We start from the raw sequence: 21382 nt of genomic DNA, 5'->3' as shown, positions 1-21382 counted from the left end.
TTCCGGCCGGTTAGAAGCGGCCGGAACGCTCACGAGTCCGGGCGGGGACGGCGGCCGGTCGGTCGCAGGTGCTGGACACGGTGACCGCGGCGCCGGACTCGGCAGCCGCGAGCAGGGATTCCATGACGTCGAGGACGTGGAACGCGAGTTCGCCGTTCGCGCGATGCGGTGTGCCGTCGGCGATGGCCCGCGCCAGGTCCGCGATGCCGAAGCCCCGCGACGCCGACGGGTAGCCGCCGTTGACGCCGACGTCCAGCCACGACGGCTCCTTGCCGCGGAACACCTGCACAGAGCCGTCGAAGCCGTTGGGGTCGGGCACCGACAGCGAACCCTCGGTGCCGTAGATCTCGATCCGCGGCAGGTGCCCCGCCCAGACGTCGAAGCTCGTGACCAAAGTGGACAGTGCGCCGCCATCGTGTTCCAGCACGCCGGTGACGTGCGTCGCAACCTCGACACCGAAGCTCGTACCCGCTCGTGGCCCGCTGCCGATCGTCCGCGAGGACCGCGGGGTGGACGCCATACCGACCACCCGGCGGACCGGGCCGAGCAGCGTCACGAGCGCCGTGAGGTAGTACGGCCCCATGTCCAGCAGCGGGCCGCCACCAGTGCGGTAGTAGAACTCCGGCGCGGGATGCCAGCGCTCGTGCCCGGGCGTCACCATGAACGCCGTCGCCGCCACCGGCGCCCCGATCAGCCCCGCGTCGAGCCCGGCCCGCGCGGTCTGGACGCCGGTGCCGAGCACGGTGTCCGGCGCGCAGCCGACCCGCACCCCGGCGTCGGCGGCCGAGGACAGGATTCCCCGGGCCTCGACCGTGTTCAGCGCCAACGGCTTCTCACCGTAGACGTGCTTGCCGCCGGCGATCGCCGCGAGCGCGACCTCGGCATGGGCCGCGGGGATGGTCAGGTTCAGCACGAGGTCGACGTCTTCGGCTTCATACAGCTCCGGCAGCGCGAGCGCCCGCACGCCCTCACGTCGTTCCGCGCACGCCTCCGCTCGCATCGGGTCGAGGTCGGCCACCGCCACCAGGTCCAGGTTTTCCAGCCTGGGCAGCGTTCTGAGGTAGGCGTCGCTGATCGTGCCGAGGCCGACGATCCCGATCCTCATCTGGTCGCCCACGCGAGCCCCCTGGTGATCATCGTGTCGACCTCGGGCACTTCGAGGTCTTCGAGCCGGTGCCCGAGCGCCGTGACGAACACCCGGCCCTCGCCCCAGCGCCGGACCCAGGTCACCGGGACCGTGCCGAGCGGTGCGGGCGCCGCGGGGTCGCGGACCAGTTCGGTGACGGCCAGCACCTCGTTGCCCGGATCGACGTGCAGCCAGTACTGCTCGGTGGTCACCCGGAACGGGCCGAGCCCGGCCACGATGGGGTGCTCCGACACCCGCCGCACCCCGTAGTCCACAAAGGACTTCGGATGGTGGACGAACTGGCCGCCGGTGATCAGGTGGTATCCGGGTTCGGCGCGGAACGAGTCGATGATCCCGCCGTGCCACCCGGCGAACCCGGTGCCCACGCGCACCGCCGCCGACAGGCCCGCCAGCTGCTGCCCGGTGATCTCGCCCATCGTCCAGCACTGCACGATCAGATCGGTCGCGGCGAGCGCCTCGGTGTCCAGATACGAGTCGAGCGAATCCGACACCGTGACCTCGTAGCCGGCCTTTTCGAGGACCAGGATGTAGCGGTCCGTGGTCTCGACGGGCGCGTGTCCGGGCCAGCCGCCCCGGACCACGAGCGCGTTCTTCTCAGGCATTCCGCCACCCATGTTTCGCTGTGAAGCCGAGCAGTTCACGACTTCGGTCGATACTGAACAGTGTCTCGAACTCGCCGAGTTGTCGCTCCACCACGGTATCCGGGTGGTAGCGGGCAAGCAGCTCCCGCGTCGGCATCGCGGACGAGGTGTCCGGCGCGGTGACGTTGACGAGGTGATACCCGCTCAGCGGCACACTGAGCGCGGCCAGCACGGCCCTCGCGGCGTCCCGCGTGTCGAGCCACCCCCAGAGCCCGCCCCTGTCGACCCCGGGGTCTTCGCGGATCGGCCGGAGATGACGCTGGAGCCGCTCCCCCGAACCGAGGAACGGGAACCGGAGCGCGACCGTCGCCACGTCCCAGCGACGGCTTGTAGTCGCCGCGACGGCCTCGCCGATCTGTTTGGTCAGGCCGTAGACGTCGTCGCCGAGGTACGGATGCTCCTCGGTGACCGGCACCGAGACCGGCGCCGCGCCGCGCTTCGACCACGCCAGCCCCAACGCCGACGCGCTGGAGATGTAGACGATCCGGCCGACCTTCGCCCGCCCTGCGGCGTCCAGCACGTGGTAGGCGGAGTCGACGTTGTTGGCGAAGATCCGCTCCTCGGTGTCGCCCAGCGGCGACGGGTTGGCCGCGGCATGCACGACCGCGTCGACACCCTCGACGAGCTCGGCGACGTGGTCACGGTCCCCCAGGTCGCCGACGATGGCTTCACCGGCACGGCAGTTTCCGAGCGGGACGCGGTCATGCGCCCGCACCTGGCGGCCCGCGGCGATCAACTGCGCCGTCACGAGCGCGCCGAGTGTCCCGCCGGCCCCGGTGACCAGGACCTTCACGGTTGTCCCCTTTCTGCGCGGGTCCGGACGCGGTCAGCCCTTGACCGCGCCGACCAGACCGTTGATGAAGTACCGCTGCAACAGAACGAACAGGACGATCACCGGGATGACGATGATCAGCGACGCGGCCATGATCACGTTGTATTCCGGGGCGGTCGAGGACGTCAGGCTCTGCAGACCGAGTGGCAGGGTGAAGCTCGCCGGGTCGTTCAGCGAAACCCTGGTCAGCACGTACTCGTTCCACGTCGGGATCGCGGTGAGCAAGGCGATCGTGACCAGCGCCGGGCGGCACACCGGGAGGTAGATCGAGAAGAACGTCCGGAACTCGCTCGCGCCGTCACACCGCGCCGACTCCCGAAGCTCACCCGGAACCGAGCGAAAGCTGTTGGTGAGCAACAGGATCGACAGGGGCGCGGTCCCGTTGACGAACGGCAGGACCAGCCCCAGTTTCGTGCCGAGCAGCCCGAGGTCGGACTGCAGGATCACCACGGGGAGCAGCACGGTGATCCCCGGCACGAACAGCAACGCGATGAACCCCGTGTAGATCGCACGCCGCCCCGGGAACTTCAGGACCGCGAAAGCGTACGAAGACAGCGAATAGACGACGAGCACCCCGAGCACGGTCGCAGCGGTGACGATGAGGCTGTTCGCGAAGTAGTGCAGGAAGTTCAGCTGCCCCCACGTCCGGGCGAACGTGCTGAGCGTGGGGTGTTCCGGGATGAGGTGTCCGTCTTGGCGGACCTCGTCGGTGTTCTTGAACGCGGCGGAGACCATCCACGCGAACGGGTACAGGCTGATCACCGTGTACACCGCGAGGATCAGGTACGCGAGCGTCCGCGCGGAGAAGAAGCGACGGTTCATGTGCGGCTCCGCAGCACCCGGACGTTGACCGCGGCCAGTACCAGCGCGACGACGAACAGCAGCCAGCCCAAGGCACTCGCCAAGCCCAGTGTCGGGCGCAGGTTCGAGAAGAAGGCGAGGTCGTAGGACTCGAGCCCGAGCACGTTCGTATGGCCGCCGGGACCGCCGTTCGTCATCACCAGGAACATCTGGAAGCCCTGCAGCGCGTCGCGCAGGTTCAGCATGACCACCGCGGCGGTGATGGGCCGCAGCAAGGGCCAGATCACCGCCGTCGTTGTGCGCAGCCCGCTCGCGCCGTCGACCTTCGCCGCGTCGAGCACCGCGGGATCGATCGACTGCAGGCCGCTGAGGTAGAGCAGGATCGACACCGGGATCGAAGACCACGCCAGCACCAGGATCAGCGTCGGCAGCGCGGTCGCCGGGTTACCGAGAAATCCCTGGGGCTGGGACAACGTGCCCAGTCCCAGGGATTTCAGGATGAAGTTCAGCGATCCCTGGGGCTGGAACACGTACGTCCACGCGTAGAACACCGCGATCCCGGTGGTGACATACGGCAGGAAGAACACCGTGCGCAACGTCGTCCGCAGGAACTTGATCCGGTTGAGCGCCAACGCGAGCGGCAGTCCCGCGAACACCGCGAGCAGGGGCACGGCGACCATTACCACCGCGGTGTGCAGCCCGGCGCTGCGCACCACCGGCGCCAGGCTCGGATCGCTGAACAGCAGGTCGCGGTAGTTGCCGAGCCCCACCCAGATCCAGTGCGGGCTGAACCCGTTCCAGCGGGCGAAACTCAGCAACAGGCCGTAGACGACGGTGTACACCCCGAGCACTGCGAACAGCACCAGCGCGGGCAGGACGAACGCGTAGCCGGTAAGCGCTTCCCGGAGGCGTTTGCGCCGCCGGTACCGGACGCGGGGAGCAGACGTCACCGCGTCACTTCCAGGAGTTCGCGACCAGGGCGCCGAGGGCCTGGTTCGTCGCGGCAGGCGTGGTTTCCTTGAGCGGCGACATCTTCACCAGCACGTCGGCCGCATCGGTGTCCACATAGGCCGGACTGAAGATGTCCGTGAAACTGGCGTCGTAGGCTCCCTGCGAGGCTTCACCGAGCGTCTTCTGCAGCGCGAACAGGTTCGGGCCGAGCAGCTTGGCGCTGTCTGCGCCGAGGTCGGTACCGGTCAGGTCCAGCGAGCCCTGGGCGAACTTGCCTGCCTCGTCCGACTTCGTCAGGAAGTCGAGCCACTTGACCACGTCGTCCTGTTTCTTGCTCTGCGCGGAGATCGACAGTCCGGTCAGCGGGATCGGCGCCAGCTTGAGATCGGCGGACGCGCCACCCTCGGCCGCCGGGAGGCTGAACGAGACGACGTCGTCGGCCTTGAGGCCGTTCTGCCCGATCGCGGCGAGGGTGAACGTGCCGCCGAGGTCGAAGGCGGACTTACCCTGCGCGAAAGCGCGGTCGGCGTCGTCGATGCTGAGCGTCTGCGTGCCCGGGGTCCAATACGGGGTCAGCTGGTTGTAGAGCTCGAGCACGCGCTGTCCGTCCGGGCTCCCGAACGCGCTCGCCGGGTCCTTGGCGAACAGCGCCTGGTACTTGGCCTTGCCAAGGTAGGCGTACGCCAGCGGCTCCAGCAGCCAGTTGAACCCGGTCGTCGACGACTTGAGCCCGACGGTCAGGCCGCCCGCCTGCGGATCCTTGGTGTTGGTGGCCTTGAGCCACGACACGAACTGGGCCCAGGTTTTCGGCGGGTTCGCCGGGTCGAGCCCGGCCGCGGTGAGCTTCGCCTTGTTCGCGTAGACGATGCCGAAGGCCCCGATGGTGAACGGGACGCTGAACATCTGCCCCACCTGGATGCCTACGTCCGGTGCCTTGGGCTTGAGCGAGCGCTGGTAACGGTCGTTGCTCACGACTTCGGAGTCGGCAGTGCCGTGGACGAACCGGGCCTTCCACGCGTCGTTCACGCTGGGCGCGAGGTCGGCGAGGATGCCGGACCCGCCGAGGACGAAGTCCTCTCCCACGGCGTGGACTTCGAGCACGTCAGCGACGTTCTTGGTCTGCGCGGCGCTCTGGATCTTGCTCTTGTAGGCGTCGTCGGGGGTGTACGCCGTGACGTCCACGGAGATGCCGGTCTGTGCCTTGAAGCGGGCGGCCGCGTCCTGCAATGGTTTGACGTGGGCCTGTTTGAACGTCCACATCTGCAGCGTGGACCCCGACGACGAGTCGGAGGAGCCGCCGCACGCGGTCGCACCGCCGGCGGCCAGTGCCATGGTCAGGGTGACCGCCGCCAGTAGCCGGATTCTGGGCCGAGATACCCGCATGTGCCCTCCAGGATGTTTCCGACGAAGGGGCAAGCGGCTGCGGCGCGCTCGGCCCTGAACGTGACGCAGACCATAAAGTCACGGGGTTTAACATGTCAAGCGGCTTGATCCACTCGGCCGAATGTGACTCAGCGTCGCCAATCGCTGGGATTAGCATGCTAAGTTGACCCGGTGCCTCCCCTCTACCAACGGGTTAAACAGGAGCTACTGGCTGCCATCGCCTCGGGCGAGTACTCGCCGGGGCGCCCGTTCGTGACGCAGCGGGAGATTTGCGAGCGGTTCGGGGTCAGCCACGCCACCGCGGTCCGGGCGCTCAACGACCTCGCGACCGAGGGGTACGTCGTGCGCCGCCGCGGGCAGGGGACCTTCGTCGCCGACCGGCAGCCGGCCGTCACCCCGCCCGCCGACCGCACGATCGCCTGCATCCTGCAGAACCACGGCCCGCACGTCTCGCAGCTGCTCGCCGGGGTCGAGGCGACCAGCACCGAGCTGGGCTACCGGATGTTCCTCAACCACTGCGAAGGCGACACCGCCCGCGAGGACCAGGCTTTGCGCACCGCGCTCGAACACGACGTCAGCGGCATCATCGTGTACCCCGCGGAAGGCAGTGAAACCGTTGGCGCGTATGCCGAAGTACGCCGCCGCGGGGTGCCGCTGGTGATGGTCGACCGGTATCGCCCCGACCTCGCGACCGACGTCGTCGTGGCCGACAACTACGGTGCCGGCCACCAGCTCACGACGGCGCTGATCGAGGCCGGCCACACCGTCATCGCGACGCTGTGGGACGAGACCGAGGCCACCAGCGTCCGGGACCGGCTCGCCGGGCACATCCAGGCGCTGCGGGAAGCGGGGATCGCGGTGCGTCCCGATCTGACGCGGTTGCGGCCGTACCGGACCCTGCCTGCCGAAGAACGTCGCGAACTGCTGGCCGAGCTGCTCGCCGGAGCGCGTCCGCCGACGGTGTTCCTGTGCGTCAACGGGTACGCGCTCGCGGCAGCGGCACAGGACCTGGTCGCGTTGGGCTACGGCATCCCCGGCGACGTCGACCTCGCGGGCATGGACGACGCCGGCCCGTTCGACGTCCTGCCGCTGACGGCGGCGGCCGTCGTGCTGCCGTCGCGGGAGATGGGCAGCCGGGCGATGCGGCTGCTGCACGAACGCGTGCTCGGCGATTCGGGCGATGGGCCCGAACTGCTGGTGCTCCCGGTAACCGTGCGGACCCGGCAGTCCTCGGAAGGGCATCTGCGGGTCGTCGGCGCGACCCGCACCCCGGAGGCGCACCTGTGAGCGCTCCGCTGGCAGTCGCCCCGTGGCCGTCGACGTCCGGTACGAAAATCACCGCCGTACGGACGTTTCTCACCGCACCGCAAGGATCGCCTTATCTGATCGTGCGGGTCGAAACGGACCAGCCCGGACTGTACGGGCTCGGCTGCGCGAGCGATCCACAACGGACACTCGCGGTGAAGTCCGTTGTGGACGACTACCTCGGGCCGATGGTGCTCGGCCGCGATCCCGGCGACATCGAAGACCTGCATCGGCTGCTGCTCAACAGTGGGTACTGGCGAGGCGGGTCGATCGCCGGCAACGCGCTCGCCGGCGTCGACGTCGCGTTGTGGGACCTCAAGGCCAAAGCGGCGGGCGTGCCGCTGTACTCGCTGCTCGGGGGGCGCGTACGCGAGGCCGCCGACGCGTATACGCATGTCGACGGCGCGTCGGCGTCCGAGATCGCAGAAGGGGTGGAAGCCGCCGCGGAGAAGGGTTTCCGGCACGTTCGTGTGCAGGTGTCCGTGCCGGGTACCGATACCTACGGCACCGGCGGCACGGACCCTGAGCTGGCCCACGCACGCAACGCCCGGTGGGACTCGCTCGCGTACCTCCACCACGTGCCGGGCGTGCTGCGCGAAGTCCGGTCGAAGATCCCGGCCGGCCTCGAACTCCTGCATGACGCGCACGAACGCCTCACTCCGGCGCAGGCGCTGCGCCTGCTACCGATGCTCGCCGAGGTCGACCTGTTCTTCCTCGAAGACGTCCTCGCGCCGGAAGACGCCGACTACTTCCCGCAGCTGCGGAACTCGTCGTCGATCCCACTCGCCATGGGCGAACTCTTCCATGACGTCAAGCAGTTCCTGCCGCTGCTCCGGGACCGGGCGATCGACTTCGCGCGCATCCGGATCCCGACGCTGGGCGGGCTCACACCGGTGCGCAAACTCGTCGCCGCGTGCGAACTCGCCGGTGTTCTCATCGCCCCGCACGGGCCCGGCGATGTCAGCCCGCTCGGTCACGCCGCGAACCTCGCACTGGACGTCTCATCGCCGGCGTTCGGCGTCCAGGAGGCCGCGACACTGCGGGAAGGCACCCTGGAAGTCTTCCCGGGCACGCCGGTCCCCGAGCGCGGCGCCCTGCGGCCGTCAGCGGCGCCGGGCCTCGGTGTCGACTTCGACGAAGCCGCCGCCGCGAAGTACCCACCACCCGAACCCGGCGTCCACGACCGCTGGGCCCTGCTGCGCGCAGCCGACGGCAGCGCGCAGCGTCCCTAGAGCCCTGGGGGCTCTAGGGACGCTGGGGTTGGTGCACTGCGTGGGGCGCAGCTACTTGCCGAAGGCTTCGACTTCGGCGAGGGACAGGTAGTTCGTCCCGTTGAGCTGGACCATCACGTACCTGGCCGGGACACCCGGGGTGACGGTGGTGACCTGCGGGGCGGGGCCGGTGCGGTGGCTCGACCAGACACCCGGTTGCGCGGCCTGTTGCTGCGGGGTCAACGTCGTGTCGAACGGCGTGGCCGAGGTGAAGACCCAGAAGTCGTTCAGCCGTTCCGGGCAGCAGTCCGTGCGGTTCCAGACGTTGACCGAGGACAGGGTCGATACCGCCCCAAGATCGACCTGCAACCACGGTTGCGGGGTCTGGTCGGAATGGCTCACCGAGTTGTTGGTGAAATTGCCGTTGGTGTCGCCGTCCACCGCCCGAGTCGGGACGCCGCCGAAGTCCGCCGAGGACGCCGTCACCGGCTTTCCGAGCGCCAGGTCGGGATTTCCGGCGAGCGCCACCGCGAACACGTGCAGCGCGGGAACGTTGACTCCCACCTCGCCGCCGACGTTCGGCAGCTGCACGCTCTTCACCGTCTTGCTCGCGTCGAGCGAAACACCGGCGTAGTAAACGTGGACCTGCCTGTCGTCGCGGCCGTTCGGACCGTTGCGGTACGGCAGCGTGATCACCGGGTCGGCGCCGTCGGGCGGGGTGCCCTCCCAGTTCGGGACGCTCAGCGTGTAGCTCTGGGTTGTCCCGTCGCTGTAGTTGACCGTGCCGGTGCCCGACGCCGGATAGGTGCTGGTGACCAGGAATCCGAGCGTCGGCGAAGACCCGATCAGGCCGACCGTCTGCGCGGCGGCCAGCGCGTTGTCCGGGTTGCCGGGCGACGCCGTCGGCCAGGTGAACGTCGTGCCGTGCGAGGTGAACAGCGTGCCGGGGTTGATTCCCTGCGCCGCCAACGCGTCCGCCGAGAAGCTGTACCCGGAGCCGTCGATGTTGCCCGCGCCGGTGTTCGAGTCCGAGGTGATGCCGACGTTGCCGAAGCCGGTGCTCAGCCCCTGGCAGAGGGTCGAGTTCGCGGCGACGTCCACCGCGCTGGTGCCCGAGTTCGTGGTCACCGAAACCGCGCCGCCCGCCGAACCTGCCGGCAGCTGCACCGACAGGTGGCTGGTCGAGATGAACGTGACCGACTTGACCTGCGTGCCACCGACGCTCACCTTCGAGTCGGCGGTGAAGCCCGAGCCGGAGATCAGGACGTTCCCGGTGCAGGTCGGGCTGGCGAGCGCGACCACGGGCGGGAGGCTGGTCGACAGCGCGGCGAAAGCCGGGCGCAGCCCGGCGGCGGCGAGGATCGTGTTGGGGATTTCACCGGCCTGCGGGTTCTGCGAGATCAGCTTGTTGCCGCCGAGGTCCTCCATCCCGACGGGCGGCGGTGAGCAGCCGAACGAGTTCAGCGTGCCGACGTGGTAGTTGCCGCCGCGCCGCAGGTGCCCGGTGGTCGAGCAGCCGCCGTTGAACCCGCCGGTGTCGTTGTACTGAACGTTGCCCGTGATCGTGACGTAGTCGCCGCCCTCGTCGTCGTAGACGGTGTTGGCCGTCTTCAGCCCGCTGAAGTTGACGTTGCCGGACACGGTCAACCCGTGCTCGTAGCTGGTGCCCTGCGGTCCGTTCGTGTAGACCGCACCGCCGTCGAACCGGGTGAGCATGTCTCGGTAGATCAGGTTGTCGGAGATCGTGTTGTCACCGTTGATGTTCGGGTTCTCGTGCGGACGCTCCGAGTCGGTGTGCCAGCCGCCCCATCCGGACGAAATACCGCTGTAGGGAACGTCGCCGATCTCGTTGTGCGTGATCGACGTGCCGCGCGAGTAACCGTTGACGATCGCCGGCGCGCCGGTGTATTCGACGCCGACGTTGTGGACGTAGTTGTCGTCGATCGTGTTGCCGGTCGCGATCTCACGCTGGTCGCCGCCGAGCGGCTGCGGGTCGTCGACCGCCCCGAGCAGGATGCCGATCCCCGAAACGTCGGTGACCGTGTTTCCCTGCACCAGGTCCGACAGGATCCCGTGCTGCAGACCGAGTCCGGCGCCGCCGAGGTGGGTGAAGGTGTTGCGCAGGAAGCTGACGTTCTTCGTCCCGGTCAGGTCGACCGCGGCGCCGGGCCGGGTCCACGACGCGAACGGGCAGGTACCCGCGGGGCTCGAGTACTGGCACAGGCCCTGACTCTGGCCGGCGTTCGGGCCGGTGAGGGTGAAGTTGGCCTGTATCTCGACAAAACCGTCGTTGCCGCTGGGCTGAAGCCAAGTGGCATAGGCGAACTGGAGTCCTTCGAAAGACACGTCGTGGAGCGGGTTGGCCGCGGTGGTCGAACTCGTCACGAGCTTTTCCAGCTTCGGCGCGACGAAGTCCATCTTTCGCGGGTCTTCACCGGTCTTGGCCTGGTAGTAGACGACGTGCTGCGTCTGGTCGAGATACCAAGTACCGGCGCCGAGCAGCTCGAAGGCGTTCTCGATCTTCGTCGGCACGGCGTCGGTCGGGTAGGACGGGAACCCGCCGGCGGGGTTGTCACCGTTCGCCGCCGTGGGCAGGTCGGCGAGTTTCATGTTGTTCCAGCAGGGTTCCTTCATGGTGATCGCGGTGCCGGTGATCGACGCGACGTCGCAGCGCGGCTCGCTCCACGAACCGTGACCGTTACCGAGGACCATTTCAATGCTCGACGGGTTGCGCCAGCTCGCCATTTTCGTGTCCGGGGTGGCGAATCCGGTCGCGGTCTGCGTCCAGCCGGAAGGCACGTCACCGCTTGACCGCGGCACGCGCGCGCCGTCGGCGTACAGCTGGCGGGTGTCGAGATCCGCGGGCACCTTCGCGCTCCACAGGCCCGCGGTCCCGGTGGCGGTCCAGCCCTTGACCGGGACACCGCCGCTGATCGTCGGCGCCCGGCCCGTCGCCGCGACCCATCGGATCCGGTGTCCGTTCTGGCCGGAGTCGGCGGCGGTGAAGTTCAGTGGCGCCTTGAGCTGATACGTCCCGCCGGCGAGGCTGACGACGAGGTCACCCGGGACGACCGGCGCGAGCCACCGGACATCCTGTTGCGCCTGCGTGATCGAGCACGGCGCGAACGACGCGCACCACGGGCCGCTGCCGCCGGGAGAGGCGTACAACGTCGTGACCGGAGCCGGCGCGGCGTTCGCGCCGACCGCGCTCGCCGTGAGCCCGGTAGCCGCCGTGACTAGGGCAAGAACGGAAAAACCCAGTCTTTTCCACACCATTCCGCGTCCTTTCGTGGATCAACGATGGTGAAACAGTCGCATTTTCAAACAGAGCAATTTCAGTGCGCTTCAGCGATTCCAGCCGAGTAGCTCGCGCAACCGCGAAGTCGCCGCGGTGAACTGCGCGCGATCGAGGACCGCGCCGTCGAGCCGCCCGCCATCAACGGGCAGGGTGAAAAAACGATCCGGCAGGACGTCGTCGGCCGACGTCAGACCTTCACGCAGGTTGTATTGCCGCATCAGGGAAAGCCTTCGCCTGCCCCAGTCCCGTACGTCGGCGGGTTTCACGTCCCAGCCGGTGACCGCGGAGATCAGTTCGGCGGCCGAATCCTCGCTCAGGTTGCGAGTGGGCGGCGCCGCGAACAGGCAGAGTCCGACGGCGTCGTAACCGCTCCACAGCTGCATGAGGTCGGCCACCAGTTCGACCTTGACGTCGGGCAGTTCGGCCATCGCCAACCCGTCCGGCGGGCAGCCGTTCCTGGCCGCGTTGGCGATGAACAGCGCTTGCCCGTCGATGGGATCGAAGTCGATATCGTGCTCGACCGCGTCATACCGCGGCCCGAGCGGGTGGACAGCGTAAGCGAGCGCGAGCCCGTGTGAACCTCGGGGATCGAATCCACACATCTCGATTCCCTTGCTGTGCAAGGCGAACTGCTCGATGTACACGCCGAGTGCCACCGCGGCACGGGCGACGCCGTCAGCCAACAGCGCACCGGCACCATCGCGCCGGACCACCTGACCGGCTAAGTTTCGCAACGCCGCCACGTCCCCGAAAGCCGGTCCGTCAAGCAAGTCTCGCTCCGCGAGCTCACACCGGAACGCGAGGACCCCGGCCAGCGAGACCGGGTCCACACCTTGTCGATGGCACCATGCGTTCAGTTCCAGCACGGCGTCGAGGTCGGTGATCGCCAACGCCCCGGCGAACGCAGCCACGGCTTCCTGGTGCAGGAGCCCCGAACCATTGTCGGTGCCATTGTCAGTGCCATTGTCGGCGCCATTGTCGGCGCCATTGTCGGCGCCATTGTCGGTGCCATTGTCGGTGAACGACTTCATGCAGTCCTGCGGGCAGCCGGGGCAGTTTCCCTCGGACGTTCCCATCCGCTCGAGATAGGCGTCGGCGGTGAACTCGGCCAGCTCGACCTTCGCGGTCCTGTAGTTCCGTGCGCCGAGATAGCCTTCAAGTCCTTCGGCGGGCCACGTCCCGAAACCCGGCGGCTGATGTTCGCTGTGTGTCAACGGGTTCGCGGACATCCTGGCGACGTAGTCAGCGGTGATCCGCTCGACCCCAGCCGGGTCGGCAACCCCCGCTTCCTGGCTGTCTGAATCCGAGCTGCCTGATTCCGGGGCACCGATGACCACCAGCGCCTTGCAGTTCTTGGCACCCAGCACCGCGCCCAACCCCATGCGCGCCGCCGCGTTACCGTAGTCGGCGACGATCGAGGCGAACCGGACCAGGTTCTCCCCCGCCGGGCCGATCGCGGCGACATGTGCCTGCTCACCGTGGCGAGCGACCAGCCGCTCGGTGACTTCGGCCGTGTCGAGTCCCCACAAGCCTTCGCCGTCGAGGACCTCCGCGCGTCCAGCGGACACGAGCACATACGACGGACGCGCAGCCCGCCCGGTGAGCACGATCGCGTCGTGGCCGGTGTCGCGCAGCGCCGGGCCGAACGGACCCTCCACTCTGGACTCCGCGATCCCACCGGACAGCGGCGATTTGCCGACCACACTGAACTTCGGCAACGCCAGCATCCGCCGTCCCGCCACCGCGCCGACGCCGAACACGACCGGCTGATCGGGGTGATACACGTCGCGCCCTGCCGGGGTCTCGCCCAGCAGCAATCGGACACCGAACAGGCCGAAGCCGGGTTCACGGCGTCGCTCGTCATCAGTGAGCTGCTGGATCCGCGCCTGGCCGGTGCCGAGGTCGACCCGCAGGACGGTGTTCACGCGACCGGCTCGTCGGCGTGGATCAAGCCCATCACCCGGCGGCTCGTCGGGCCGTACTCGCGGTCGTTCTCGACCTCGCCGCAGACATGGAAGTCCCGCATCACCAGGATCCGGTCGGCCAGTGTCACCATCTCGACCAGGTCGCTGGTGATCAGCAGCACCGCGAGCCCGTCCGCGGCGAGCGTCGAGATCAGCTCGTGGAATGCGGCCTTGGTGCGGACGTCGATGCCGACGGTCGGCTCGTCGATGATCAGGATCTCGGTCTCGGCGGCCAGCCATTTCGCCAGGCTGACCTTCTGCTGGTTGCCGCCGGACAGCCGGCCGACCAGCTGGTTCGAGGACGAAAGCCGGATGCCGAGCCGCTCCACGTAGTCCTCGGCCAGCGCGCGCTCCCGTTTCGCCGACACCCCGCCGACGCGCCGCCCGATCCGGTCCCACACCGCGACGGCGATGTTGCGCGTCACGGGCTGTTCGAGGAACAGGCCCTCGCCCTTGCGATCCTCCGGGACGTACCCGATGCGGTGGCGCCGCAGCGCGTCGCGGACGTCGCGGATGCGCACCGCACGTCCGCGGACCCGGACCTCGCCTTCCGTGATCGCCGACAGCCCGAGCAGCGACTTCGCCAGCTCAGTGCGCCCGGCGCCCACGAGCCCGTAGAGCCCGAGGATCTCGCCCTTGCGGAGCGACAGCGAGACACCGTGATGCCCATACGCCGTGCCGACCTCGTCGAGTTCGAGGATCGGGTCCGGTTCGAACCGCGGCCTGGCGGGCAGTTCGAGCGCGCTGTGTTCGCGGCCGACCATCGCGGTGATCAACTCAGGCCGGTGCAGCTCGGACAGCGGTACTGATTCCAGCACCGACACCCCGTCCCGCAGCACGGTGACAGTGTCGCAGAGGTCGTAGACCTCCTCCAGCTTGTGGCTGACGAACAGGATCGCCGTACCGCCCTCGCGCAGCTTCCGGATCACCCCGAACAGCCGCTCGACCTCGCTCGGAGTGCTGGCGGTGGTCGGCTCGTCGAGCAGCAGGACCTTGCTGTCCATCGACAGCGCCTTCGCGACTTCGATGAGCTGGAGCTGCGACACCGACAGCCCGCGGACGCGCCGATCCGGGTCGACGTCGAGCTCCAGCAGGTCCAGGTACCGCTGGGCCTCCCGGCGGACCGAGCCGCGGTCCAGCAGGCCGCCCTTGACCGGCAGCCGCTGCAGCATGATGTTCTCGGCCACCGAAAACTCCGGCACGAGGTTGCGTTCCTGGTGGACGACGCCGACTCCGGCTCGCGCGGCCGCCTGCGGTGAATCGAGCGCGACCGGGTGGCCCGACACTTCGAGGCTGCCACCGTCGGGGGTGTAGACGCCGGTCAGGATCTTGATCAGGGTCGACTTCCCGGCGCCGTTCTCGCCGAGCAGCGCGTGCACCGAGCCGGGTTCGACGCGCAGGCTCGCGCCGTCGAGCGCCCGGACCCCGGGGAACAGCTTGACCAGTTTGTCCGCTTTGAGGGCTGGCTCGGTAATCACGCGTTCGCTCCCCTGCGGTGTGTCACCACGACCGTGCCGAGGACCACGGCCCCGACCACGAAGTTGACCCAGCTCGGGTTGAGGGAGAACTGGGCGCGGGCGACGTCGACCAACCGGACGATCAGCGCCGCGAGCACGGTTCCGGACACCGACACCGCACCGCCGGACAGCGCGACGCCGCCGATGATCGGCGCGGCGAAACTCGACAGCAGCCAGTCACCGCCGATGCTCTGGTTCACCCCGGGCGAAGACATCAGCGTCACCACCGCGGCGACCCCGATCAGCAACCCCGACAGACAGTGCGCGAGCACCACCGACCGGTCGTTGGAGATCCCGGAAAGCCTTGCAGCCAAAGGGTTCCCACCACTGGCAAGCAGGCGCCGGCCCCAGATCGCGCGGCGCATGAACAGCGCGAGCAACCCGGCCACGACCAGCGAAACGATAAAGATGACCGGGATGTGGAACACCGCGGCGGTGCCGAGGGAACGCAGGCCCGGCGAGTAGTTCGCCACTGTTTCGGTGCCGACCAGCTGGTACTGCAACCCGGCCAGGATGGTCATCGTCGCGAGCGTGACGATGAAGCCGTTGATCCTGGTCAGGACGACGAGCACGCCGTTGATCGCACCCACGGCCGCGCCGAGGACCAGTGCGCCGAGCACCGCGATCCACGCCGGAACTCCGGCGTGCGCCATCGCGATCCCGGCGGCGACCGCGACGAACCCGCCGAGCGCGCCGACCGAGAGGTTCATCTGGCCCACCGACAGCGCGACGAGCTGCGCCAGGCCGATCAGCACCGGCACCGCGAGATACGTGAACAGCGTCTGCAGCGAAGACCCGCTCAGCAGCGAACCCCCGGATGCGATGGCCAGCCCGACGAACCCGGCGACGGCGAGTGCGAGCAGAGTCATCTCGTTGGCAGGCAGGGAGAACTTCGACCTGGTGAGGGAAGGTTCCTTCGTCTGGGTGGTCATCGCCGGACCGCCTTCCGGTCGGAAACGAGCTGGCGTACGCGGTCCAGCGACAACGCGGCCAGCAGGATCGTGCCGAGTGAGATGGCGAGGCTTTCCACGCTCGCGCCGAGCATGGTCAGCCCCTGCTGGATGACCTGGGTGAGCGACGTTCCCAGGAAGGTCCCGATGATCGACACCGCGCCGCCGGTCAGCAGGGTGCCGCCGAGCACCGGCCCGAGGAACGACGGGAGCATGAACTCCGAGCCGATGCTCGCGGTGAACGAACCGCTGGTCACCGCGAGCAGGAACCCGGCGAGCGCGGCAAGCCCGCCGGACAGGGCGTGCGCGCCGATGATCCGGCGGTGCACCGGGATCCCGGAAAGCTCGGCGGCGATCGGGTTGGCGCCGACCATCAGCATCTCCCGGCCGGTCCTGGCGCGGGAAAACAGGTAGCCGACCACGCACATCGCGATCACCGCGAAGATCGCGAGCTGCGGGATCGCCCCAGACCCGCAGACGTTGCCGACGCAGACGTCGGCGAGGGAGTACTGGCGGAGCTCCTCCATGCCGTCGGGCTTGACGGTGAACGCGGCGCTCGTCGTGAAAGACGAGTACACCAGCGAAATCAACCCGAGCAACGCGAAGTCCATCGCCAGGGTCACCACGAACGAGTTGACCCCGGAGGTGGTGATGATCAGCCCGGTCAGCGCGCCGATCGCGGTACCGGCGATCAACCCGATGACCAGCCCGACATAGAGCGGCAGATGCCATTCCTGGTACGAGATGCCCATGAACATCGCGCCGAACGAAGCCATCCGGCCGACGGCGATGTTCAGGTGCCCGATCGACAGCACCGCGAGCTGCGACAGCCCGACGACGCTGAGCGTGGCGATGTCGCGCAGCAGCGGGAAGATGACGAACCGCTCGTCGAAGAACGTACTGCGCAGCGAGCCAAACACGATGACCAGCACGACGATCAGGATCAACAGCCCGGTCCGCTGGTCGGCGAACACCTTGCCCACTATCCGGCGGCCGCGGTCGCGCTGCGGCGGAGGCGAAGACTTCGGCTGCTGGGTGGGCTCGGCGAGCAGGGTCATGCCACCCTCCGATCGTCCATCGCGTTGCGGTCCCAGGCGATGCCGAGGCCGGGTGTCTCCGGCGCGACGGCGTGCCCGGTGTCGATGGTCATCTCCGCGGTGGTGATCGCGCGGAGCTGCGGGATGTGCTCGACGTAGCGTCCGTTCGGGATCGCCGCGGTGAGGCTGACGTGCAACTCCATCAGGAAGTGCGGGCACACCTCGACGTTGAACGACTCGGCGAGGTGCGCGACCTTGAGCCACGGCGTGATACCGCCGATACGGGCCACGTCGACCTGCACGATCGACGCCGCGCCGCGCTCGAGGTAGTCGCGGAACTGCGAGATCGAGTACATCGACTCCCCCACCGCGATCGGGATCGTGGTCGACTCGGCGAGCCGCCGGTGTCCGCTCACGTCGTCCGCGGGCAGCGGCTCCTCGAACCAGAACAGGTTGACCGGCGCGAACGCCGCCGCGCGGCGGATCGCTTCGGCCGCGGTCATGGACTGGTTCGCGTCGACCATCAGATCGACCCGCGGCCCGATGGCTTCGCGGACCGCGGCGAGGCGTTCGAGGTCTTCGTGCGCGGTCGGCTTCCCGACCTTGACCTTGATCCCGCCCCAGCCGGCATCGACCGAGGCTTTCGCTCCGACGACGAGCTCGTCGGTGGTCAGGTGCAGCCAGCCGCCTTCGGTGTCGTACAGGGGAACTCGCGGCCGGAACCCGCCGGCGACCCGCCACAGCGGCTCGCCGGCGCGCAGGCAACGCAGGTCCCACAGCGCGGTGTCGACGGCCGCGAGCGCCAGCGAGGTGATCGCCCCGACGGTCGTCGCCCGCGTCGACGCGAACAGGTCGCGCCACAGGCCTTCGATCAGCCTCGCGTCCTTGCCGACGAGGCGTGGGAGCAGGTGATCCTTCAGCAGCGCCAGGACCGCCGAGCCGCCGGTGCCGATGGTGTAGGAGTACCCGAGGCCGACGGCCCCGTCATCGGTGCTGACCTCGACGAACAATGTTTCCTGAGCCAGGAAGGCTTGGACGGCGTCGACCCGGGTCTGCTCGACCTCGAGGTTGACCAAAAACGCTTCGGCCTTGACGATCACGGCCACGCAAAACCTCCGGTTGCTGGGGAGATGCTCAGGAGCATTTCAGGACGGAGGTCTTGAACTCGGTCATGAGCTGCTCGGTCTTCGTCTTGCGCTCGGCGTCGTAGGTCGCGACGTTCGCCGTGGTGACCACAAAGGACCCGGAGTCGACGGTCTGGCCGGGCTGGCGCATGGTGCAGGCGCCGGTCGCGAGCTGCTCAAGTGCCCAGGAACCGACATAAGCCTGACCGGTGGGGTTCTGCCCGACGGTCGCCGACACCGAGCCGTCGCGGATACCGGACAGGATCGACGGGTCGTCGTCGATGGCGACCACCTTGATCGGCAGCTTCGCCGCCTTCACCGCGTCGGCCGAGGCGACCGCCGGGTTGTACGCCGTGGTGACGATGCCCTGGATTTCCTTGCCGTGCGCGGAAAGCAGATCCGAGACGGCCTTCTGCGCGGTCTGCAGGTCCTTGTCGACGTCGGTGATCGTGGTCAGCAGCGTGACCTTGCCCGCGGTCTCGTCGACGGCCTTCTTCACCCCGGCGATACGTCGCTGGGTATTGGCGTCGACGTTGTTGCCGGTCAGGTGTACCAGGACGCCGTGGCCGCCCATGGCGTCGATGGTCGCTTTGGCGGCCTTGTACGCGGCGTCACCGACGTCCGTGGACAGACAGAAGTCCGCCTTGTCGGGTTCGGTGGCCGGGCACGACCCGAGCGAGGCGACGGTGGCGCCCTTCGACTTCAGGTCGCTGAACGTGCTGTTGATGTCGGTCGGCGAGACCCCGAAGATGCCGAACGCGTTGTAGCCCTGCGAAGCGAGCGAGTTGACCAGGCTGTTCTGTTTGGACTGGTCCCACTCGCTGGTCTCGTCGAACGTGGTCCCGCCGAGCTTGAAATCGGCCTTGGCCTGGGTTATCGCGGCCTTCCACGGCTGGAAGTACGGGTGCGGGCCGCCGGGGATGAGGGCCACCTTCACCTGGGACGAGGGCTTGGCCGTCGGGGCGTCGGCGGCGGCTTGGCCGGCGTTCGCCCCCTTGGTGCTGCAGGCGCTGATCAACAGCAGCAGCCCGAGGCCTGCCGCGCTTGCCCTGACCCGCTTGACGTTCGGCGTCATTGCCAACCTCACTGGTAAATCCTATAGGATATTGGATACCCGATTTCTACGACACCAGCGACGTCTTGTCAACAGTCGGATCGGGGCTCCGCGGCGGGAGACGGCAAGGTTGCCAGCGGTTGACATGGATCACACACACCCGGTTATTCACAACCGGAGCAGGCTGCCGAACATCTTTGTAGAAATACAGCGAAGTTCCCCGCAGCAAAGGAGATGACCATGACTACCACCGGCAAAACGGCCCGGATCATCCGCGGCGGCCTCGCCACCGCGGCGGCCTTGGGCGCGGCAGGCCTGCTCGCCGCGTGCAGCGGTACGCCAGCCCCGGCAGCGTCGGCTCCAGCTCCGGCGACGACCTCTCCGACAGCCACGTCCCCAGTCGGCTCGCCGGCAGCTGCGACGGGGGCAGACGACGCGGACGACCAGGCCTCCAGCGTGTCTTCTCCGAAGGGGCCGAAGTACTGCAAGGCCGCGGACCTCAACGTCGCCTTCGCCGAAGGCAACGGCGCCGGTATGAGCCACGACAACGTAAACCTGCGCTTCACCAACAAGAGCCGGCAGACGTGTGATCTGCAGGGTTCGCCAGGAGTGTCCTTTGTGGCCGGCACCGACGGCCACCAGGTCGGCGCTCCCGCCACCAGGCAGCCAAAGAGCCAGGGCAAACTGCAGGTCCTTACCCCGGGCAAGAGTGCGCAGGCCTCGCTGACGTTCGTCAGCGCCGACGCCTTCCCGCCGGAGCAGTGCACGAAGGTCGATGTCAACGGTCTGCGTGTCTACGCCCCGGGCGACACGGCGTCGATGTTCCTCCCGAAATCCGTGCAAGCCTGCGCCAACCTCGCCACCGTGCTGATGGACGTCAACACCGTCGCGTAATCATTCACGTACCGTAGTCGGGGTGACCGCTCCCCCACCGCCGACAGATTCCCTTGACCTCCTTGATGATTGGGAAACCGAACCCACACCGAGGTCCGGCCGGCGCCGGGGTTGCCTGGTGGCGGCCTTGGTGGTTGTCGTGGCCCTGCTGGGTGCCGGGGTCTGGGTCGTCGTCAAGATCGACCACTCAGTGCGAGCGGCACTGCCGGATCCCGGGCCGCCGCCGTTCACCGTGGACGAGCTGACGCCGGCTCCCCGCTCCGCCATCCCCTCCGCGCCGGGCACGGTGCCCCCGGCCGCGACGCTTTCCGCGTGGGTCACCAGGGTGTCGGGCAAGACTGATATCCCACCGCGAGTGCTGCGGGCATATGCCGAAGCCGAGAGGGTCACCCGGACGAAGACCCCGGACTGTCACCTCACTTGGGCGACGGTCGCCGGGATCGGCCGGATCGAGTCGCTCAACGGTGGTCACGACGGTTCCGAGATCGACGCGAACGGCTTGGAAACGCCACCGGTGATCGGTATCCCCCTCGACGGTTCGGACGGGGTCCTGGCAGTGCACGACACCGACAGCGGCAAGCTGGACGGCGACCCCACCTGGGATCGTGCGATCGGGCCCATGCAGTTCCTGCCCGATACTTGGCACCGCTGGGGAGTCCGGGCCAACGGCGACGGCAAAGCGCCCGACGCGCAGAACATCGACGACGCCGCACTGACCACCGCCCGCTACATGTGCGCGAAGGGCGGTGACCTGGCTACGCCGGAAGGCTGGTGGACCGCGGTACTGACCTACAACAATTCCACCGACTACGGCCAGGAAGTGTTCAGCAACGCCACCTCCTACGGCGCCGCGAACCTCAAGCCTTAACCTGACGAGCCTTAACCTGATCAGGCCCGACCTGATCAGGCCCAACGTGATCAGACATCGCCCTGGACCCTGGCGTGCAGGTGCATGTCGTGCCAGCCGTCGGTGTGCAGGGCGGAACTCCGCAGGGTGCCCTCGTAGGTGAATCCTGCTTTCTCCGCGACCCGGCAGGAAGCGGAGTTCGCGACCGAATGCTGGATGTCGAGCCGGTGCAGGCCTTCGGCGGGATGAACTCCGGCACCCCGTCCACCATCCGCATCGACCAATCCGAATGATGTAATTGCCGATGGTGGTAATCACAGAGCAGCGTGAGATTGCCGAGGTTGGTGAGCCCGCCGTCCACCCACGCCACGACATGGTGCGCCTCGCAGAACCGTGGGGGCCGGTGACAGCCGGGGTGGGCGCAGC

At 68.2% G+C, this 21382-nt stretch carries 18 protein-coding genes and 1 pseudogene; 4 read left to right on the top strand and 15 right to left on the bottom strand.

Annotated elements, in window-relative coordinates:
* Positions 1–10 precede the first annotated feature (10 nt).
* Genes JWQ81_RS36030 through JWQ81_RS36005 form a run of 6 tightly spaced genes read right to left on the bottom strand, consistent with a single transcriptional unit; the run spans position 11 to position 5755 of the window.
* Positions 11–1117 carry a Gfo/Idh/MocA family oxidoreductase gene (locus tag JWQ81_RS36030; RefSeq protein WP_297548699.1) on the bottom strand — a complete coding sequence of 369 codons (1107 nt, stop codon included), beginning with the start codon at positions 1115–1117 and terminating at the stop codon, positions 11–13.
* Positions 1102–1749 carry a ThuA domain-containing protein gene (locus tag JWQ81_RS36025; protein ID WP_297548697.1) on the bottom strand — a complete coding sequence of 216 codons (648 nt, stop codon included), beginning with the start codon at positions 1747–1749 and terminating at the stop codon, positions 1102–1104. The genes JWQ81_RS36030 and JWQ81_RS36025 overlap by 16 nt, the downstream gene beginning before the upstream one ends.
* Positions 1742–2581, bottom strand: coding sequence for an NAD(P)-dependent oxidoreductase (locus JWQ81_RS36020; RefSeq protein ID WP_297548695.1), 840 nt, complete (start codon positions 2579–2581; stop codon positions 1742–1744). Before JWQ81_RS36020 ends, JWQ81_RS36025 begins: the two co-directional genes overlap by 8 nt.
* A 33-nt stretch (positions 2582–2614) precedes the next feature.
* Positions 2615–3442 carry a carbohydrate ABC transporter permease gene (locus tag JWQ81_RS36015; RefSeq protein ID WP_297548693.1) on the bottom strand — a complete coding sequence of 276 codons (828 nt, stop codon included), beginning with the start codon at positions 3440–3442 and terminating at the stop codon, positions 2615–2617.
* The gene (locus JWQ81_RS36010) at positions 3439–4371 is read right to left on the bottom strand and encodes a carbohydrate ABC transporter permease (protein ID WP_297548691.1); all 933 of its coding nucleotides are present in this window, start codon (positions 4369–4371) and stop codon (positions 3439–3441) included. Before JWQ81_RS36010 ends, JWQ81_RS36015 begins: the two co-directional genes overlap by 4 nt.
* Positions 4372–4375: 4 nt before the next feature.
* Positions 4376–5755, bottom strand: a complete 1380-nt coding sequence (locus tag JWQ81_RS36005; RefSeq protein WP_297548689.1) for an extracellular solute-binding protein — start codon at positions 5753–5755, stop codon at positions 4376–4378.
* A gap of 171 nt (positions 5756–5926) precedes the next feature.
* Between JWQ81_RS36005 and JWQ81_RS36000 the strand changes: the two genes are divergently transcribed.
* Positions 5927–7042, top strand: coding sequence for a LacI family DNA-binding transcriptional regulator (locus JWQ81_RS36000; RefSeq protein WP_297548687.1), 1116 nt, complete (start codon positions 5927–5929; stop codon positions 7040–7042).
* Complete coding sequence (locus tag JWQ81_RS35995) at positions 7039–8292, top strand: enolase C-terminal domain-like protein (RefSeq protein ID WP_297548685.1); 1254 nt, start codon at positions 7039–7041, stop codon at positions 8290–8292. Before JWQ81_RS36000 ends, JWQ81_RS35995 begins: the two co-directional genes overlap by 4 nt.
* A 51-nt stretch (positions 8293–8343) precedes the next feature.
* Here JWQ81_RS35995 and JWQ81_RS35990 read toward each other — a convergent pair whose 3' ends face one another.
* The 7 genes from JWQ81_RS35990 to JWQ81_RS35960 all read right to left on the bottom strand — a co-directional run bounded on the left by JWQ81_RS35990 (position 8344) and on the right by JWQ81_RS35960 (position 19248).
* Positions 8344–11547: a discoidin domain-containing protein gene (locus JWQ81_RS35990; RefSeq protein ID WP_297548683.1), complete on the bottom strand. Its 3204-nt coding sequence runs from the start codon at positions 11545–11547 to the stop codon at positions 8344–8346.
* A gap of 69 nt (positions 11548–11616) precedes the next feature.
* The gene (locus tag JWQ81_RS35985; RefSeq protein ID WP_297548681.1) at positions 11617–13494 is read right to left on the bottom strand and encodes an aldehyde ferredoxin oxidoreductase C-terminal domain-containing protein; all 1878 of its coding nucleotides are present in this window, start codon (positions 13492–13494) and stop codon (positions 11617–11619) included.
* Positions 13491–15011: a sugar ABC transporter ATP-binding protein gene (locus JWQ81_RS35980; protein ID WP_297548679.1), complete on the bottom strand. Its 1521-nt coding sequence runs from the start codon at positions 15009–15011 to the stop codon at positions 13491–13493. The genes JWQ81_RS35985 and JWQ81_RS35980 overlap by 4 nt, the downstream gene beginning before the upstream one ends.
* Positions 15008–15982 carry an ABC transporter permease gene (locus tag JWQ81_RS35975; protein ID WP_297548677.1) on the bottom strand — a complete coding sequence of 325 codons (975 nt, stop codon included), beginning with the start codon at positions 15980–15982 and terminating at the stop codon, positions 15008–15010. Before JWQ81_RS35975 ends, JWQ81_RS35980 begins: the two co-directional genes overlap by 4 nt.
* Positions 15979–17058: an ABC transporter permease gene (locus JWQ81_RS35970; RefSeq protein ID WP_297548676.1), complete on the bottom strand. Its 1080-nt coding sequence runs from the start codon at positions 17056–17058 to the stop codon at positions 15979–15981. Before JWQ81_RS35970 ends, JWQ81_RS35975 begins: the two co-directional genes overlap by 4 nt.
* Positions 17055–18143, bottom strand: a complete 1089-nt coding sequence (locus JWQ81_RS35965) for a mandelate racemase/muconate lactonizing enzyme family protein (protein WP_297548674.1) — start codon at positions 18141–18143, stop codon at positions 17055–17057. Before JWQ81_RS35965 ends, JWQ81_RS35970 begins: the two co-directional genes overlap by 4 nt.
* Before the next feature lie 28 nt (positions 18144–18171).
* Entirely contained in the window at positions 18172–19248 is a 1077-nt protein-coding gene (locus tag JWQ81_RS35960; RefSeq protein ID WP_297548672.1) for a substrate-binding domain-containing protein, read from the bottom strand.
* A 207-nt stretch (positions 19249–19455) separates the two neighbouring features.
* Here JWQ81_RS35960 and JWQ81_RS35955 point away from each other — a divergent pair, with 207 nt between their 5' ends.
* Complete coding sequence (locus JWQ81_RS35955) at positions 19456–20109, top strand: DUF4232 domain-containing protein (RefSeq protein ID WP_297548670.1); 654 nt, start codon at positions 19456–19458, stop codon at positions 20107–20109.
* A 118-nt stretch (positions 20110–20227) separates the two neighbouring features.
* Complete coding sequence (locus JWQ81_RS35950; RefSeq protein ID WP_297548668.1) at positions 20228–20977, top strand: lytic murein transglycosylase; 750 nt, start codon at positions 20228–20230, stop codon at positions 20975–20977.
* Between the two features lie 50 nt (positions 20978–21027).
* On the opposite strand, the gene JWQ81_RS35945 is transcribed toward JWQ81_RS35950, so the two are convergent.
* Together JWQ81_RS35945 and JWQ81_RS35940 are read right to left on the bottom strand one after the other, a co-directional pair.
* Positions 21028–21240, bottom strand: a complete 213-nt coding sequence (locus JWQ81_RS35945; RefSeq protein WP_297548795.1) for a GNAT family protein — start codon at positions 21238–21240, stop codon at positions 21028–21030.
* A pseudogene (locus JWQ81_RS35940) lies at positions 21195–21382 on the bottom strand (HNH endonuclease); the annotation flags it as partial. The pseudogene JWQ81_RS35940 and the gene JWQ81_RS35945, both read right to left, overlap by 46 nt.

It is taken from the genome of Amycolatopsis sp. (assembly GCF_025464955.1).
Taxonomy (GTDB): Bacteria; Actinomycetota; Actinomycetes; order Mycobacteriales; family Pseudonocardiaceae; genus Amycolatopsis.
This window is presented reverse-complemented; position numbering and strand designations above follow the sequence as displayed.

Excerpts from the sequence above, each read along its gene's own strand:
- JWQ81_RS36025 (WP_297548697.1), bottom strand. The coding sequence starts at position 1,749 with ATGCCTGAGAAGAACGCGCTCGTGGTCCGGGGCGGCTGGCCCGGACAC.
- JWQ81_RS36015 (WP_297548693.1), bottom strand. The coding sequence starts at position 3,442 with ATGAACCGTCGCTTCTTCTCCGCGCGGACGCTCGCGTACCTGATCCTC.
- JWQ81_RS36005 (WP_297548689.1), bottom strand. The coding sequence starts at position 5,755 with ATGCGGGTATCTCGGCCCAGAATCCGGCTACTGGCGGCGGTCACCCTG.
- JWQ81_RS35990 (WP_297548683.1), bottom strand. The coding sequence starts at position 11,547 with ATGGTGTGGAAAAGACTGGGTTTTTCCGTTCTTGCCCTAGTCACGGCG.
- JWQ81_RS35975 (WP_297548677.1), bottom strand. The coding sequence starts at position 15,982 with ATGACCACCCAGACGAAGGAACCTTCCCTCACCAGGTCGAAGTTCTCC.
- JWQ81_RS35970 (WP_297548676.1), bottom strand. The coding sequence starts at position 17,058 with ATGACCCTGCTCGCCGAGCCCACCCAGCAGCCGAAGTCTTCGCCTCCG.
- JWQ81_RS35955 (WP_297548670.1), top strand. The coding sequence starts at position 19,456 with ATGACTACCACCGGCAAAACGGCCCGGATCATCCGCGGCGGCCTCGCC.